The 15,568-nt window shown below is 68.6% G+C and carries 15 protein-coding genes, 1 tRNA gene and 2 pseudogenes; 11 read left to right on the top strand and 7 right to left on the bottom strand.

Going from position 1 to position 15,568, the window contains the following annotated elements; translation table 11 throughout:
• Together QSG27_RS21970 and QSG27_RS21965 are read right to left on the bottom strand one after the other, a co-directional pair.
• The coding region (locus QSG27_RS21970; RefSeq protein WP_407653257.1) for a pseudouridine synthase at window positions 1–1,019 on the bottom strand (1,019 nt) is incomplete at its 3' end.
• 60 nt (window positions 1,020–1,079) lie between these two features.
• Window positions 1,080–1,289, bottom strand: a complete 210-nt coding sequence (locus QSG27_RS21965) for a dodecin (RefSeq protein ID WP_306709877.1) — start codon at window positions 1,287–1,289, stop codon at window positions 1,080–1,082.
• Between the two features lie 169 nt (window positions 1,290–1,458).
• On the opposite strand from QSG27_RS21965, the gene QSG27_RS21960 reads away from it, so the two are divergent.
• Window positions 1,459–1,893, top strand: coding sequence for a nucleoside deaminase (locus QSG27_RS21960; RefSeq protein WP_306709879.1), 435 nt, complete (start codon window positions 1,459–1,461; stop codon window positions 1,891–1,893).
• Here the strand turns inward: QSG27_RS21960 and QSG27_RS29305 are convergent.
• The 3 genes and pseudogenes from QSG27_RS29305 to purD form a co-directional block, all read right to left on the bottom strand.
• Window positions 1,877–2,178, bottom strand: a pseudogene (locus QSG27_RS29305) (HepT-like ribonuclease domain-containing protein). The gene QSG27_RS21960 and the pseudogene QSG27_RS29305 sit on opposite strands and share 17 nt — an antisense overlap.
• A gap of 50 nt (window positions 2,179–2,228) precedes the next feature.
• The gene (locus QSG27_RS21950) at window positions 2,229–2,522 is read right to left on the bottom strand and encodes a nucleotidyltransferase family protein (protein ID WP_306709874.1); all 294 of its coding nucleotides are present in this window, start codon (window positions 2,520–2,522) and stop codon (window positions 2,229–2,231) included.
• 34 nt (window positions 2,523–2,556) lie between these two features.
• A complete protein-coding gene (gene purD / locus QSG27_RS21945) occupies window positions 2,557–3,843 on the bottom strand; it encodes a phosphoribosylamine--glycine ligase (protein ID WP_306709873.1) in 1,287 nt (428 codons plus the stop codon).
• Between the two features lie 57 nt (window positions 3,844–3,900).
• On the opposite strand from purD, the gene xseA reads away from it, so the two are divergent.
• Window positions 3,901–5,517, top strand: a complete 1,617-nt coding sequence (gene xseA, locus QSG27_RS21940) for an exodeoxyribonuclease VII large subunit (protein WP_306709871.1) — start codon at window positions 3,901–3,903, stop codon at window positions 5,515–5,517.
• A 182-nt stretch (window positions 5,518–5,699) separates the two neighbouring features.
• On the opposite strand, the gene pyrC is transcribed toward xseA, so the two are convergent.
• Window positions 5,700–6,755: a dihydroorotase gene (gene pyrC, locus QSG27_RS21935; RefSeq protein ID WP_306709869.1), complete on the bottom strand. Its 1,056-nt coding sequence runs from the start codon at window positions 6,753–6,755 to the stop codon at window positions 5,700–5,702.
• Window positions 6,756–6,913: 158 nt separating this feature from the next.
• On the opposite strand from pyrC, the gene hisS reads away from it, so the two are divergent.
• The 9 genes and pseudogenes from hisS (at window position 6,914) to QSG27_RS21895 (ending at window position 15,015) form a co-directional block, all read left to right on the top strand.
• Window positions 6,914–8,263 (top strand): histidine--tRNA ligase, encoded by a 1,350-nt coding sequence (hisS, locus tag QSG27_RS21930; RefSeq protein WP_306709867.1) that lies wholly within the window; start codon window positions 6,914–6,916, stop codon window positions 8,261–8,263.
• A gap of 84 nt (window positions 8,264–8,347) precedes the next feature.
• Window positions 8,348–9,358 (top strand): DUF4159 domain-containing protein, encoded by a 1,011-nt coding sequence (locus QSG27_RS21925; RefSeq protein ID WP_306709865.1) that lies wholly within the window; start codon window positions 8,348–8,350, stop codon window positions 9,356–9,358.
• Window positions 9,355–11,454 carry a hypothetical protein gene (locus QSG27_RS21920; RefSeq protein WP_306709863.1) on the top strand — a complete coding sequence of 700 codons (2,100 nt, stop codon included), beginning with the start codon at window positions 9,355–9,357 and terminating at the stop codon, window positions 11,452–11,454. Before QSG27_RS21925 ends, QSG27_RS21920 begins: the two co-directional genes overlap by 4 nt.
• A 78-nt stretch (window positions 11,455–11,532) precedes the next feature.
• A tRNA-Gln gene (locus tag QSG27_RS21915) sits at window positions 11,533–11,607 on the top strand.
• 87 nt (window positions 11,608–11,694) lie between these two features.
• Window positions 11,695–11,865 (top strand): annotated as a pseudogene (locus tag QSG27_RS29300) (DUF6538 domain-containing protein); the annotation flags it as partial.
• Between the two features lie 21 nt (window positions 11,866–11,886).
• Complete coding sequence (locus QSG27_RS21910; protein ID WP_306709861.1) at window positions 11,887–13,341, top strand: site-specific integrase; 1,455 nt, start codon at window positions 11,887–11,889, stop codon at window positions 13,339–13,341.
• Window positions 13,342–13,551: 210 nt separating this feature from the next.
• A complete protein-coding gene (locus QSG27_RS21905) occupies window positions 13,552–13,848 on the top strand; it encodes a hypothetical protein (RefSeq protein WP_306709859.1) in 297 nt (98 codons plus the stop codon).
• Window positions 13,845–14,135: a hypothetical protein gene (locus QSG27_RS21900; RefSeq protein WP_306709857.1), complete on the top strand. Its 291-nt coding sequence runs from the start codon at window positions 13,845–13,847 to the stop codon at window positions 14,133–14,135. The genes QSG27_RS21905 and QSG27_RS21900 overlap by 4 nt, the downstream gene beginning before the upstream one ends.
• 586 nt (window positions 14,136–14,721) lie before the next feature.
• Entirely contained in the window at window positions 14,722–15,015 is a 294-nt protein-coding gene (locus tag QSG27_RS21895; protein ID WP_306709855.1) for a hypothetical protein, read from the top strand.
• A 331-nt stretch (window positions 15,016–15,346) separates the two neighbouring features.
• Here QSG27_RS21895 and QSG27_RS21890 read toward each other — a convergent pair.
• A partial coding sequence (locus tag QSG27_RS21890; RefSeq protein WP_306709853.1) for a hypothetical protein occupies window positions 15,347–15,568 on the bottom strand: 222 nt, incomplete at its 5' end.

Here is a 15,568-nt window from a genome sequence, read left to right as displayed (position 1 = left end):
GATGCCGGTTTGGCCGGGCCGCGCCGTTCGGTGGCGGCCTTCGGCTCCGCCTTGGCCCAGCCGGCCTTGGCGTCGCGCGGCTTGGACGCCTTCGCCGGGGCGGCGGGGCGGCTCCCGGCGCCCTCGGCCTTGGGGGCAGCGGTCTTGGCCGCAGCGGTCTTGGCGGCAGCGGTCTTGGCGGCGGTCTTCCCACCCCCCTTGGCCTTGCCCTCCTCCGCCGGATCGGCCCCGGTGAAAAAGCGGGACACCTGCTCCCGCACCACGCGCTTCGGCACCTCCTCGACGGCACCCTCCTCCAGCTTGCCGAGCTGGAAGGGGCCGTAGGCGACGCGGATCAGCCGGTTCACCTGAAGGCCCAGCGCCTCCATGACCTTGCGGATCTCGCGGTTCTTGCCTTCCTTCAGGCTGACGGTCAGCCAGGCGTTGCGGCCCTGGATGCGGTCCAGCACGGCTTCGATGGGACCGTACTTCACCCCCTCGATGGTCGGTCCCTTCTCCAGCTCCGCCAGACGCTTCTCGTCCACTTCGCCGAAGACGCGCACACGGTAGCGGCGGGTCCAGCCGGTGGCCGGAAGCTCCAGGAAGCGGGCCAGCTCGCCGTCGTTGGTCAGCAGCAGCAGCCCTTCGGTCGTCAGGTCGAGCCGCCCGATCGAGATGACGCGCGGCATGTCCGCCGGCAGCCGTTCGAAGACGGTGGCGCGGCCCTTCTCGTCGCGGGCGGTGGTGACCAGTCCCGAGGGCTTGTGATAGCGCCACAGGCGGGCCGGTTCCGGCTCCGGAATAACTTTGCCGTCCACCTGCACGACGTCGCCGGGCCGCACGACGCAGGCCGGGCTGTCCAGGGTCGTGCCGTTGACGGCCACGCGGCCGTCGGCGATCCAGCGCTCGGCGTCGCGGCGCGAGCACAGGCCCGCGCGCGCCAGCCGCTTGGCGATGCGCTCGCCGGCATCGGGCTCGCCCGCGTCCGCATCGGCGGAGCCGGGCATGGGTTTGGAATGTTCGAAATCGGGGGTGTCCATGGGCACGGACCATAGGGCTTGCACGCCCCGCCCGCAACCCACGGCACAGGGTCCCCGCCGTTATTCTTCGAGGCGGAAGCCGACCTTCATCACCACCTGGAAATGGGCGACCTTCCCGTTGGCGACATGGCCGCGGATCTCCCCCACCTCGAACCAGTCCACATTCTTCAGCGTCCTGGCCGCCCGCTCGATCCCGTTGCGGATGGCGTCGTCGATGGAGGTCTCGGCGGTGCCGACGATCTCGACCTTCTTGTAGACATGGTTGCTCACGGCTGTCCTCCCTGTTCCATTGGCCCTGTTCCATTGGCCCTGTTCCATTGGCCCTGTCCCATCGGCCCGGTTCCGTCCGATGCTCAACAGCGCGGGCGGGCGTTCCGCCGCTTGACGAAAACAGGGACCGCCGGGCAGGGTGCCCCGCATGAGCCGCCCCCCCTCCCCCATGGACATCGCCTTCCAGGAGGCCGAAGCCGCCGCGAGCCGCGGGGAGGTGCCGGTGGGCGCCGTCGTGGTCGATCCGGCGACCGGCGCCGTGCTGGCCCGCGCCGGCAACCGGACGGAGGAGTTGAAGGACCCCACCGCCCACGCCGAGGTCCTGGCGATCCGCGACGCCTGCGCAGCGCTGGGCGAGCCGCGCCTGCCGGGACTGGACCTGTATGTGACTCTGGAGCCCTGCGCGCTGTGCGCCGCGGCGATCAGCTTCGCCCGGCTGCGGCGGGTCTATTTCGGCGCCTACGATCCCAAGGGCGGCGGGGTGGAGCACGGGCCGCGCTTCTACCGGCAGCCCACCTGCCATCACGCCCCGGACGTCTACGGCGGCATCGACGAGACGCGGGCGGGGGAGATGCTGCGGGGGTTCTTCAGGGAGCGGCGGTAGGATCGCCCCCGATTTCGGTGAGGATGCCCTCAATCCGGCGATCCACATCGGGGAGCCGACGCACGACCACGTCCCACACGATGCCCAAATCGACACCCAGGTAATTGTGAATCAGCACGTCGCGAAGCGACGCATGTTCTTCCACGGCAGGCCGGGATAGCGCGACCGCAGGTCCGGCGACAACTTCTTCGTCGCTTCGCCGATGATCTCCAGATTGCGGATGACACCGTCCTGAAGGAGTGTGCGGGCGAAAAAGTCGTCACGCCCGGTTGCCGTGTACTCCATCACACGGCGGATCGCCTCGCGGATATGCTCCAGATAGGCCCGGTCGCCGTTCACAGGGACCGCGCCGACTGAAGAATGCCTTCGCGCATGTAAGGCGACAAGCCACGCTCCGTCACCACATCGACGGCGCCGCCGGTCCATTCCTCCAGAGCGTGCTTCAGTTCGATCAGGTCGAACAGATCCCGCCCCGGCTCCAGTTCCACCAGCAGATCCAGATCGCTGTCGGGCCGCGCCCGCCCCAACGCGCGCGAGCCGAAGACCCGCAGGTTTCCAGCTCCGTAACGCGAAGCCAGAGCCTTGAGATCCTCGGCTGAAACGCCAGCCGGCAGTTGGAGCGCCGTCACCATCCTTCCAATATAGCGCCGAAGCGGGGCGCCGTCAGCGCCCCACCGCCCGCCAGCCGATGTCGCGGCGGCAGAAGCCGTCCGGCCAGTCCAGCGCGTCCACGCCCTGATACGCGCGCTTCTGCGCCTCGGCCACGGTCGGGGCCTTGGCGGTCACGCCCAGCACGCGCCCGCCCGTGGACAGCACCCGCCCCTCGGAGAGTTTGGTGCCGGCGTGGAAGACGGTCACGCCCTCCACCGCGTTGGCGGCGGCAAAGCCCTTGATCTCCGTGTTCTTCACGTAATCGCCGGGATAGCCCTTCGCGGCCATGACGACGCACAGCGCCGTCTCGTCGTGCCAGCGCAGGTCGATGTTCTTCAATTGCCCATCCGCCGCCGCGATCAGGGCGGCCAGCGCGTCGGACTTCAGGCGCATCATCAGCGTCTGGCATTCCGGGTCGCCGAAGCGGACGTTGAATTCCAGCGTCTTCGGCACCGGCTTGCCGTCCGCGTCCGTCCCGATCATCAAGCCGGCGAACAGCACGCCCTTGAAGGGACGGCCCTCCGCCGCCATGCCCTTGACGGTCGGCTCCACGATCTCACGCATCACGCGCTCCTGGAGGTCCGGGGTCAGGGCCGGGGCCGGGGAATAGGCGCCCATGCCGCCGGTGTTCGGGCCGGTGTCGCCGTCGCCCACCGCCTTGTGGTCCTGGGCCGAGGCCAGCGGCAGGGCCGATTCGCCGTCGCACAGCGCGAAGAAGCTGACCTCCTCGCCGTCCAGGAACTCCTCAACCACCACCTCGGCCCCGGCGGCGCCGAAGCGGCCCTCCACCAGAGCCTCGTCGATGGCGGCGAAGGCTTCCTCCTCGGTGCGGGCGACGGTCACGCCCTTGCCGGCGGCGAGGCCGTCGGCCTTCACCACGATGGGGGCGCCGTTCTTGCGCACGAAATCCTTGGCGGCCTCGACGTCCCTGAAGCGGCCATAGGCGGCGGTCGGCACGCCGTACTTGGCCAGGATGTCCTTCATGAAGCCCTTGGAGCCCTCAAGCTCCGCCGCCGCGGCGCTGGGGCCGAACGCCTTGATGCCGATGGCCGTCAGCTTGTCCACCAGACCCAGCACCAGCGGCCCTTCCGGCCCGACCACCACGAAATCGATGGCGTTGTCCTGCGCAAAGCGGACCAGAGCGTCCACGTCCTCCGCGCCGATGGCGACGCATTCGGCCACGTCCGCGATGCCGGCGTTGCCCGGCGCGCAGTAGAGCGTGTCGCACAGCGGCGAGTTCTGAATGGCCCAGCACAGCGCATGCTCGCGCCCACCCGACCCGACCACCAGGACTTTCATGGCACTTCGTCCTTCCACGCTTGTTGCCGACACCGCGCCTTGTATCATGGAGCCGCCATGACTCAAGACCTTGATACGACCTCCCCCCTCATCGCTCCCGAGCCGCGTCCCGGTTCGAACCTGCCGGAATATTCGGTGGGCGACCTCGCCCGGCGCCTGAAGCGCAGCATCGAGGAGGAGTTCGGCTTCGTCCGCGTGCGCGGCGAGATCTCGCAGCCCAAGCGGCACAGCTCCGGCCACTGCTACCTGCGGCTCAAGGACGACACGGCGGTGATCGAGGCGGTGTGCTGGCGCGGCACCGTGTCGAAGCTGGCCGTCCAGCCGGCGGAAGGGCTGGAGGTCATCGTCACCGGGCGCATGACGACCTACCCCGGACGCTCGCAATACCAGCTCGTCATCGAGTCGATGGAGTTGGCCGGCGAGGGCGCCCTCCTGAAGATGCTGGAGGAGCGCAAGAAGCGCCTCGCCGCGGAGGGGCTGTTCGACGCGGCGCGCAAGAAGCCCATCCCCTTCCTGCCCGATGTGATCGGCGTCGTCACCTCCCCCACCGGGGCGGTCATCCGCGACATCCTGCACCGGCTGCACGACCGCTTTCCGCGCCGGGTGCTGCTCTGGCCGGTCGCCGTTCAGGGGGAGCGCGCGGCGGCGGAAGTCACCGCGGCCATCGAGGGGTTCAACCGCATCCAGCCCGGCGGCCCGGTGCCGCGCCCGGATCTGTTGATCGTGGCGCGCGGCGGCGGCTCGCTGGAGGACCTGATGGCCTTCAACGAGGAGAATGTGGTCCGCGCGGCGGCGGCCAGCCGCATCCCGCTGATCTCCGCGGTGGGGCACGAGACGGACACCACCCTGATCGACTTCGCGTCCGACCGCCGCGCCCCCACCCCCACCGCGGCTGCGGAAATGGCCGTGCCGGTGCGGGCGGAACTGCTGGCCCAGGTGCTGGACGACGAACGGCGGATGGTCGGCGCCGCCACGCGGATGCTGGCGGAGCGCCGGACTCGGGTCGAGGGGCTGGCCCGCGGGCTTGGCGATCCGCGTGCCCTTCTGGAAGGCCACGCCCAGCGGCTGGACGACCGGGCGGAACGTCTGGCGCTCGCCGCCGCCACCCTGCTGGAGCGCCGCCGCACCCGTCTGAACGAGTTGGGCGCCACGCTGCGCCACCCGCGGGAGCGGCTGGCGCAGGCCGAACAGCGGCTGGCGTCGGAATCCCGCGCGCTCGACGGTGCGCTGCGCCACGCCATCGTGACCGCACGCGGCCAGTACGAGCGGGTGGGTGGGCGCCTGTCGCTCGGCCCGATCCGGGTGAAGTTCGGCGACGGCAGCCGCCGGCTGTCCGACCTGACGCCTCGTCTGGAGCGCGGCTACGGCAAGGCGGTTGAGGAACGCGCGGCCAAGCTGGCGGCGGTGGGGCAGCTTCTGGAAAGCTATTCCTACAAGGGCGTCCTGGCCCGCGGCTTCGCGTTGGTGGAGTCCGGCGACGGCAAGCCGCTGACCAGCGCCGCCCAGGCCACGCCGGGTCTGGCGGTGTCGCTGGTCTTCGCCGATGGCCGCGCCGCCGCGACGGTGGACGGTCCGCCCGCCGCGGATGTTGTGGAGGCTAAGCCCAAGGCCGCCAAGGCCAAGCCCGAACCGAAGAAGCCGCAGCGCCCGCCCGTGCAGGGGAGTCTGTTCTGAGGGGAACCTTGCCCCCTCCCCCGCTTCGCAGGGGAGGGAACTGCCGCCGCTTCGTTAAAATCTGCCTCCCCTGCGGAGCTCTCGCGCAAACCATAGGTTTGCGCTGACGCGGCAGGCGAGCCTTCGGTCCGCCGAGAGCGGGGGAGGGCCGGGGTGGGGGCAACCGCAGCAGAAACGTCCCCTCAAACCGACCCGGCGAAGCTCCAGCGCGTCGTCTCGCCGCTGCGGAAGGGCAGCACGGCCTCGCCCTCGGCGGTCAGCACGATGTCCGGAGCGGTGGAGGGCGTGCGCTCCAGAACCACCTTGTCCTCGTTGGCCGGCAGGCCGTAGAAGCGCGGGCCGTTCAGGCTGGCGAAGGCCTCCAGCTTGTCCAGCGCCCCCGCCTCCTCGAAGGCTTCGGCGTAGAGTTCCAGGGCGTTGGCGGCGGTGAAGCAGCCGGCGCAGCCGCAGGCGCTCTCCTTCGCGGTCACCGCGTGCGGGGCGGTGTCGGTGCCCAGGAAGAACGGCCCCTCGCCCGACGTCGCGGCCTCGACCAGAGCCACGCGGTGCGTCTCGCGCTTGGCGATGGGCAGGCAGTAGAGGTGCGGGCGGATGCCCCCGGCGAACAGGTGGCTGCGGTTGATCAGCAGGTGATGCGCCGTGATGGTCGCCCCCACCCGGCCCGACGCCGCGTGCTCGCGCACGAAGGCCACGGCCTCCGCGGTGGTCGCGTGCTCCAGCACCACGCGCAGCGCCGTGTGGCGCTCCAGCAGCGGGGCGAGGGTGCGCTCGATGAAGACGGCCTCGCGGTCGAAGATGTCCACGTCGGCGTCGGTCACCTCGCCGTGGATCAGCAGCGGCATGCCGATCTCCGCCATGCGCTCCAGGACGGGTGCGATCCTGCCGAGGTCGGTCACCCCGTGGGCGCTGTTGGTGGTCGCGTTGGCCGGGTAGAGCTTCGCGGCGGTGAACACACCGTCCTCGAAGCCCTGGGCCAAGTCCTCCGGGTCGGTGCCGTCCGTCAGATAGGCGGTCATCAGCGGTGTGAAGGACTGGCCCTCCGGCAGGGCCGCCAGGATGCGGTCGCGGTAGGCCACGGCGTCGGCGGTCTTCGTCACCGGCGGCTTCAGGTTCGGCATGATGATCGCGCGCCCGAACTGGCGGGTGGTGAAGGGCAGCACCGCCTTCAGCATGGCGCCGTCGCGCAGGTGCACATGCCAGTCGTCGGGACGGCGGAGGACGAGACGGTCGGTGGGCATGGCGGCTCCGGGCGCGGAATGGGGAGGTTTGCCGGAGTTCTAGCCCCTTACGGCCACCGGCTCAACGGTATCGGGCCACTGCATGGGTGACGGGACGGGCGAAAGCCGCTAGAACCCTAGCCGAATCCCTAGGGACATTCGAAGCCGGACCCGCGCCGATGAGCCTGATCACCCCCCGCACCCCGCCCGGAACGATGGAGCTGCTGCCGCGCCAGCAGGTGGCCTTCCAGCGTCTTCTCGACACCATCCGCCGCGGCTACGAGCGGTTCGGCTTCGTGCCGGTGGAAACCCCGGTGTTCGAGACGGTGGACACCCTGCTGACCAAGTCCGGCGGCGAGACCGAGAAGCAGGTCTATTTCGTGCAGTCCACCGGCGCCATCCAGCAGGGCCACAAGCCGGACATCGCGCTGCGCTTCGACCTGACCGTCCCGCTCGCCCGCTATGTGGCGGAGCATGAGCGCGACCTCGCCTTCCCCTTCCGCCGCTACCAGATCCAGCGCGTCTACCGCGGCGAGCGGGCGCAGCGCGGGCGCTTCCGCGAATTCTATCAGTGCGACATCGACGTCATCGGCAAGGACAGCCTGTCCCCGCATTACGACGCGGAGATCCCGGCGGTCATCTACCACGTCTTCAAGGAGCTGGACTTCGGCGGCTTCACCATCAACGTGAACAACCGCAAGGTCCTGCTGGGCCTGCTCGACGGGCTGGGCGTGGACGACGCGGAGAAGCGCGTCCTGGTCCTGCGCGAGATCGACAAGCTGGACAAGATCGGCCGCGACAAGGTGCGCGACAGCCTGACCGGCCTCGGCATGACCGCCGACGCCGCAGAGAAGATCCTGTCCCTGATCGACGCCAAGGGCGGCAACGAGGACACGCTCGCCGCCCTGGGCGCGCTGGGCATCGACAACGAGACCTTCCGCCAGGGCGTGTCGGAACTGACCACCGTCATTGAGGGGCTGAAGGCGTTCCAGGTGCCGGACGGCATCGTCCGCATCAACCTCGCCATCGCGCGCGGGCTCGATTACTACACCGGCACCGTCTACGAGACCTTCCTGAACGACCATCCGGGCATCGGCAGCGTGTGCTCCGGCGGGCGCTACGACAACCTCGCCAGCCACTACACCAAGTCGAAGCTGCCGGGTGTGGGCATCTCCATCGGCGCGACGCGGCTGTTCTACCAGCTGATGGAGGCCGGCATCATCAAGGACGGCGGGGCGACCGCCCAGGTCCTGGTGACGCAGATGGACCCGGCCCTGTCCGCCGATTACTACGGCTTGGCGACGGCACTGCGGGCGGCGGGGATCAACACGGAAATCCAGCTCGACGGCGGCAAGCTCGCCAAGCAGATGAAGTACGCCGACAAGGCGGGCATTCCGCTGGTGGTCCTGATGGGCTCCGACGAGAAGGCGCGCGGCACGGCGACGCTCAAGCATCTGGTGAAGGGCGAGCAGGTCGAAGTCCCGCTGGCCGACCTCCCCGCCAAGGCGAAGGAATTGCTGGGGGCGTGAACCCCATCTCCTCCCCTCGCCTTCGGCGGGGGGAGGCCGGGAGGGGGGCCCAGCGCAACCACTGTTCTTCAAAGTGAGCCGCCCATGGCCACCGTCGCCGAAGCCCTGAACCTCGCGCTCGACCATCATCTGTCCGGGCGGCTGGAGGAGGCGCGGCTGCTCTACGGCCGCATTCTGGAGGTGGACCCGGACAACCCCCACGCCCTGCATTTCGGCGGGCTGCTGGCAGCCCAGACCGGTGGCGTGGCGGACGGGGTGGCGATGATCCGCAAGGCGGCGGCCCTGCTGCCGCTCGCCGCCGACATCTACGGCAATCTCGGCAAGGCTCTGCTGGCGCTGGGCACGGCGCTCCCCATGGCCGCGGCGCCCTGGCAACCCGCCCGCGCCGACGACCTGCAATCGACCAAGGTGACGGCGGAGACCTACCTCGCCTATGTGCGCACCGGCAACGGGGCGGTGGACGACACCTCGCGCGCCGGGCTGGAAAGCCTTGTGGACGTGCTGAACCGCCGCACGGCGGTGGAGGCCGCCGGGGCGGTGGGCGTCGATCCGGAAAGCGACGAGCTGGCCTTCTACCCCCTGCTCTACTGGCCGGTGTCCGGCGGGCAGCGCGCCCTGACCGACCACGCCCGCGCCCGCCTGAACGAGTACATGCGCAACGGCGGCACCATCCTGTTCGACACGCGCGACCAGTCGGCGGGCGCGCTCGGCGGCAACCAGGCGCTCCAGGGCATGGTGCATGGGCTGGACATCCCGCCGCTGGCCCCCGTGCCGCCCGACCATGTGCTGACCAAGTCCTTCTACCTGCTGAACGATTTCCCCGGCCGCTACAACGGCGGCGACCTGTGGATCGAAGCGCGCGAGGGCCGCGCCAACGATGGCGTGTCCCCGGTCCTGATCGGCGGCAACGACTGGGCCGCGGCCTGGGCGGCGAACCGCAACGGCCAGCCGCTCTACGCCGTGGTGCCCGGCGGCGAGCGGCAGCGGGAAATGGCCTACCGTTTCGGCGTCAACCTCGTCATGTACGCGCTGACCGGCAACTACAAGGCCGATCAGGTGCATGTGCCCGCGATCCTTGAGAGGCTCGGCCAGTGACCCTGCTTGACGGAACCTCCATTGCGCTGGCCCCGCTGCTGCCCTGGGTTTTCCTGGCGCCGCTGTTCGCGGTGGCGCTGGCGGTCCTGGCGCTGGCCGTCTTCCGGCGGGCGCGCGGCGTCTGGCTGCGCGCGCTGGCTGTGGCGGTGCTCGCCCTGGCGCTGATCAACCCGTCGCTGGTGCAGGAGAAGCGGGAGCCGATCAAGGACGTGGCCGTGGTGGTGCTCGACGCCTCGCCCAGCCAGAACATCGGCGACCGCCGCGTCCGCGCCGAAGCCGAGCTGGAGCGCCTGACCGAGCGCTTGAAGGCGTTCGACGACCTGGAACTGCGCGTGGTGCGCGCCGGGGACGCGGCCTCCGGCGCCTCCGCCATCAACGAGACGCACCTGTTCGACGCGCTGAACCGGGCGATGGCCGACGTGCCGCGCCGCCGCATGGCCGGGGCGGTTCTGATCACCGACGGGCAGGTCCACGACGTTCCGGAGAATCTCGCCCGGCTGGCCGAAGCCGGGCCGGTGCACGCGCTGCTGACCGGCGACCGCGACGAGGGCGACCGCCGTCTGGCCATCGTGCAGGCGCCGGCCTACGGCCTCGTCGGCAAGCCGGTGGAGCTGACCATCCGGGTGGACGACATGCCGGGCCGCCAGTCGCCCGATGCGGCGGTGACCCTGCGCCAGGACGGCGGCCCGCCGCGCACCATCCGCGTGCCGGTGGGCCGGGACTTCCACATGGAGCTGCCGGTCAACCATGGCGGACAGAACGTGCTGGAGATGGAGGTCGAGGCGGCGCGGCAGGAGCTGACGCTCGCCAACAACCGCACCGCGGTGGTGGTGAACGGGGTGCGCGACCGTCTGCGCGTCCTTCTCGTCTCCGGCGAGCCTCACGCGGGCGAGCGGACGTGGCGCAACCTGCTGAAGGCCGACCCGTCGGTCGATCTGGTCCACTTCACCATCCTGCGCCCGCCGGAGAAGCAGGACGGCACCCCGATCCGCGAGCTGTCGCTGATCGCCTTCCCGATCCGGGAGTTGTTCGAGATCAAGCTGGACGAGTTCGACCTGATCATCTTCGACCGCTACCGGCGGCGCGGCGTGCTGCCGCAGATGTATCTGGAGAACATCGCCGAATATGTGCAGAAGGGCGGCGCCCTGCTGGAGGCGTCCGGCCAGGGCTATGCCACACCACTGTCGCTGTTCCGCACGCCGCTGGGCCAGGTGATGCCGGCGGAGCCGACCGGTCAGGCCATCGACCGTCCCTTCAAGCCGACCGTGACGGAGGTGGGCCGCCGCCACCCGGTGACCGCCGGCCTGCCCGGCGACCGGCCGGACGGCGAACCGGCCTGGGGCCGCTGGTTCCATCAGGTGGAGGTCGTGCCGGGCAACGGCGCGGTGGTGATGAACGGGGCCGACGACCGCCCGCTGCTGATTCTCGACCGCGTCGGCAAGGGCCGGGTGGCGCAACTGGCGTCGGACCAGATGTGGCTGTGGAGCCGCGGTTTCGAAGGCGGCGGCCCCCAGGCGGAGCTTCTGCGCCGGCTCGCCCACTGGCTGATGAAGGAGCCGGAGTTGGAGGAGAACGACCTGCGCGCCCATGTGGACGGCAACCGCATCACGGTGGAGCGCCGGTCGCTGGAGCCCGATCCGCGCAGCGTCACCCTCACCACCCCTTCCGATGAATCCCGCACGCTGGAGATGACCGAGGATCGCACGGGCCGCGCCAGCACGACCGTGATCGCCGGCGAACCCGGCATCTACCGCATCACCGACGGCGAGCGCACGGCCCTGGCCGTGGTGGGCGCCGTCAACCCGCCGGAACTGGCCGACGTGCGTTCGACCGGCGACCGTCTTTCCCGTGTCGCCGGGGAGACGGGCGGTGGCGTGCATTGGATTTCCGACACCGAGAGCGGCGTGCGTCCCGGCATCGACGTCCGCCGCACCCGCCCCGACCGCCCGCAGACCGGCGACGGTTGGATCGGCCTGCGTGCCAACGGCGATTTCACGGTGACCGGCGTGTCGGAAGTGCCGCTGCTGCCCGTGGGTGCGGTGTTGGCGCTGGCGCTGGGGGCCTTGCTGTTGGCGTGGCGCCGTGAGGGACGGTAAGGGTCAAGGAAGCTGTTGCATTGGAGTCGGGTTTCCGATTATGGTCCCGACCCTTCCGGCGCGAATGCGCCGTTCGGTTGGGGCGTCGCCAAGCGGTAAGGCAGCGGTTTTTGGTACCGCCATTCCCAGGTTCGAATCCTGGCGCCCCAGCCAATTTTCCAGACAAGGAAATCCGCGGTTTTCGAGGCGCCCGGCGCCGCGCTGTGTACCACCCCTGTGTACCAGCCGGGCACCATCACCATGGCGTTCCTCCTGCGGCGTACTGCCTCCTACCACTTCCGTTGCCGTGTCCCAGCGGACCTGATAAATCGCCTCGGCCGATGCGAAGTTAGGCGGTCACTCGGGACCGCCGATCACCGGCAGGCCCGGACCCTGGCTGCGCGGTGCTATGTCGCCACGCACGGGTACTTCGAGCGGTTGAGAGCGGGAGCGATGGACGGACAGGACAAGGATGAGCTAATCACCGCGCTGTCTGCGGCACTGGATGAGGCCACGCGGCAGCTTCAAGACACGACGGCGGCCTTGGAACTCGTCACCGCTGAATACGCGTCGCTCAGCGACCGGACAGTCGGGCTGTTGGAGCGGCACGCGGACTACATCGCGCAAGCGGAACCGGAGCGTAGCCGCGACGTGGAGGTCATAACGGCACTGCTCGACGAACGAGACAAAGTCGAGAAAGCCGGTGCCATCGGACAGGCGGTCGAAACCATCGACAAGCTGGGCGATCTCTTGGGCGTCCTGGGCGTGACGATGAAGTCAACGCCTGCTCCCACCGTCACGGCGTTCCTGGAGAAAACATACAGCGAAGAAAAGCGGTTACAGGACGACAGCAACCGCCACGTCAACAATTATATCCGCTTATTCGCACGCATCACCGGCGACAAGCCTCTGAATAAGTACCAGCGCAGCGACGTTGTGCAGTGGGTGCGAACTCTGGAACGGCTGAAGACCAGCCTTGGCAAGTCGCGATCTGACGACGAGAAAAGCATAGACCGGCTGCTCAAGGAGTCTCGCGGCAAGCCGACGATGGGTGAGACCACAATCGGCAAGCACATCATGCACGTCAAAGCGATGTTCCGGTGTGCAATTAAGCATCACAAGTTTGCGCATGAAGCCGACATCAACGCGATGTTCGACGGCATCTCGTTGAGCGAGTGGGTTCCCACGGCACGGAAGCGCAAAATCTGGCAGATCGACCAGTTGAATGCTCTGTTCCGGTCTCCGGTCTGGTCGGGAACTCGTAGCCGCCGTGAAGATGTCTCGAAACGAAATCAACCCGGTCTCCACATTTACCGGGATGCCTACTGGTGGCTGCCGGTGCTGGCTCTGTGGACCGGTGCGCGGCTCGAAGAGTTGGCGCAACTCCACCATTCCGACCTCGACTTTGACACGCATGGCACACCGTTTTTCAAAATCAACGATGACGGGGAGAAGCGCGTAAAGACCGAACACAGTATCCGAAATGTGCCAGTGCACCCCTTTCTGGTAGAAGTCGGTGCTCTCGACCTGTTCAAACGGGACCGCGTCCGAGATGGTAGAATCTTCCCGGAACTGAAGCCGGGTGGACGGATGGAAAAACTCGGGGATATGTACTCCACCCACTTCACCGACTACCGTCGGCGCTGCGGTCTGTATGAACCACTGCGTGATTTCCACAGCCTGCGCCGGACGTTCATCTCGACGCTGCGTTCGAAATATGACGTTCACCCGCTGACCGTCGCCGCGCTGGCTGGGCATGACGACGATCTTCCCGAACTCCAGCGTGTAAAGCAGACCGAAGATTACACGGACTACGACATTTCAGATCTCGCCCGTGCGGTCGCCCGACTGGACTATCCGGCGCTCGGGCTGGACGTGTCGAACCTGAGGCCGCCTCCGCACGCATGACACGCTCCTGTTTCAGGGTGATACGTTTCTGTCAACGATAAAATGCGTTTTGGCGTACAAAATGGCTTGCAAAATAACACGTGATCGCTCAAGTTGATGTTGCCGGTTGGCGTTCTCGCTGGCCGGGCTACACGCTCCCGAATCCCGCTATCCGTTCACGAAGCGCGCACGTTTCTCGCCCTCGTTTCAACGGACTGACGGAGATTCCCCGTGTCCAAGCTCCCAAAATTGGCGCCCGCTGCTGCGGGCGCGCTGTCCCGGGCGCGCGCCACCGCCGTGCAGGTGGCTGTGCTCGCTGCCGCTGAGCGTGAATACTCGCGCGGCGGCGCTGGCCCGACCGCGCTGACTGCCCTCATCCTCGCCGGGTTGTACCCCGCCGAAGTCATGTCGGCGGCGCGGCGCGCCCACCGCCGAGTGCCCGGCATGGCGGCCGATATGGCGACACTGCCCGCCGTGCTCGAGGTCGGCCGCCGTCTCGCCGCCGAGCGGGTTGGGGGTGCTGCATGAAAATGCCGTTCTCTCTTTTTTGGCGGCGAGTTGGCTGGCTGATCGAGCGGCTCGCGCATGTCGCAATGGCGGTGTGTGTTGCCGGAATGCTGGGGCTGGGTGTGTTGTTGGCCGCTGTCGGCCGCTGGCTCGACGCTGTGGCCGGTGCTTCTGTTGGGGCGGCAGCGCTAATCGGCGTCGCGACCGGAGCGGCTCTCGCGCTCGTCGTCGCGCTCTCCCGGCCCAACGGCTGGCGGAGGTGCTGGCTGTCGCTGCGTGCGTGGCTCGGCTCCTGGCCGCGCCAGTAGACCCGGCTCCCTTCTGCCTTAGCCCGCCGGAATAGTCTCTGGCGGGCACCCCCTTCCGACGGCCGACACAAAGGCCCGTGTGGCGGCAATGCCGCCGCAACCGACGAACTGGTCGCACTTCTCCGAAATGACCTTCGTCGCCTCGGAGGCCGGTAACCCTTTCACGGGAGTAATAATATCTTGTCTTTCCGCTACCATTTTCAGGCCGGGGATTGGCTCGTTGTAATCAGCCCGGTACCGTACGTGGACCACCCGTGTTGGCACGTATCGGTTTCTCTTGCGGCCGTGCCTGCGTCACAAACGCTTGCCGCTGCTCGCGCCGGTGGGGCGCTGGTCAGCACCGTCCGTCGGTCGCCCGGCTCTTTTTTGGACGCCCGCCGAACCGCACTGCGAATTGCAAGTTCCCTGGATTGCCGCGCCCGCCGAATCGTCGGCTTCGAGCGCTACCTCGCGTGGCAATGCGAAACCGTGGCTCACCTAGAACCCAACGGGCTGATCTTCCGTCTTTGAGAGCGGCCGCCCACTCCTCCTCTCAATCCCGCCGGAGACGTTCCGGCAGGCGCCCCCTCCCTGGAGTATTGTTGACATGAATTCCGTCCCCGACCTCGACCCCGTCGATTACGGCCCGGCAGGCGACGTGTTCGCCAAGATCCGCGCTGTTCAGCGTGGCAAGACTGACCTCGCCCGCGCGCCCTGGAGCACATCCGAGGTGCTGGCGGTCGCTCTCGCGCTCGGGCGTTTTGACCTGCTCGAGTCCCCTTATACGACAGCCGACAGCGCCTGGGACCGGCTGTCCAGCGCTCAAAGACAGGCCGTCGCCACGGTGAATCTTGCGTTCGCGGGGCCAGATTGGCAGGGGCGCCGCTGCTACTACTCGTAGTCGCCGCGCCCGGCGACACCATGTTCCTGAACAGCCCGCCGGAGAGATTCCGGCGGGCTGTTTTGTCGTGATCTCGCGGGTGGCATCGCCACCCCCCGCCCTGGGGCGGGGCCGCCGGAGGCGGCGCGAAAGGGGGTGGGGTCGGTGATGGCGCTTGTGTTGTCCGCGCTTTCCAGTCCCCGGCGTGGCCGGGGACCGGAGCGAAGCGGAGCATATCCACAAGCCCCCCTCGCGCCAATCACAGCGCATCAGAGGGGGGCTTGTGGATATGTGCTGTAAGCGTGGTCAACGCCCGGGTGGCCTGCCGCTTCGCTGTTACGACCTGCTGTTATCATCGGAGTAACGTTATCACTGTTACTTCCGTCGCCCCGGCGACGTAATCCACGGCGGCCGGTACGCCGGGGCCGGGGCAACCGGCGCGGACGTTTCGACCGGCGGCGACGCGGCGGTCGACGGCGCCCGGCGCGGCGCGGGTCCGGACGGCTCTGAGGGGCGAGACGGCGGCGGCGAAGGCCTTGGCGAGGCCTGTCTCGGTGGCGCGGCGGCCGGGGAT

This window comes from Azospirillum isscasi (genome assembly GCF_030849505.1).
Classification (GTDB): domain Bacteria; phylum Pseudomonadota; class Alphaproteobacteria; order Azospirillales; family Azospirillaceae; genus Azospirillum; species Azospirillum isscasi.
This window is presented reverse-complemented; position numbering and strand designations above follow the sequence as displayed.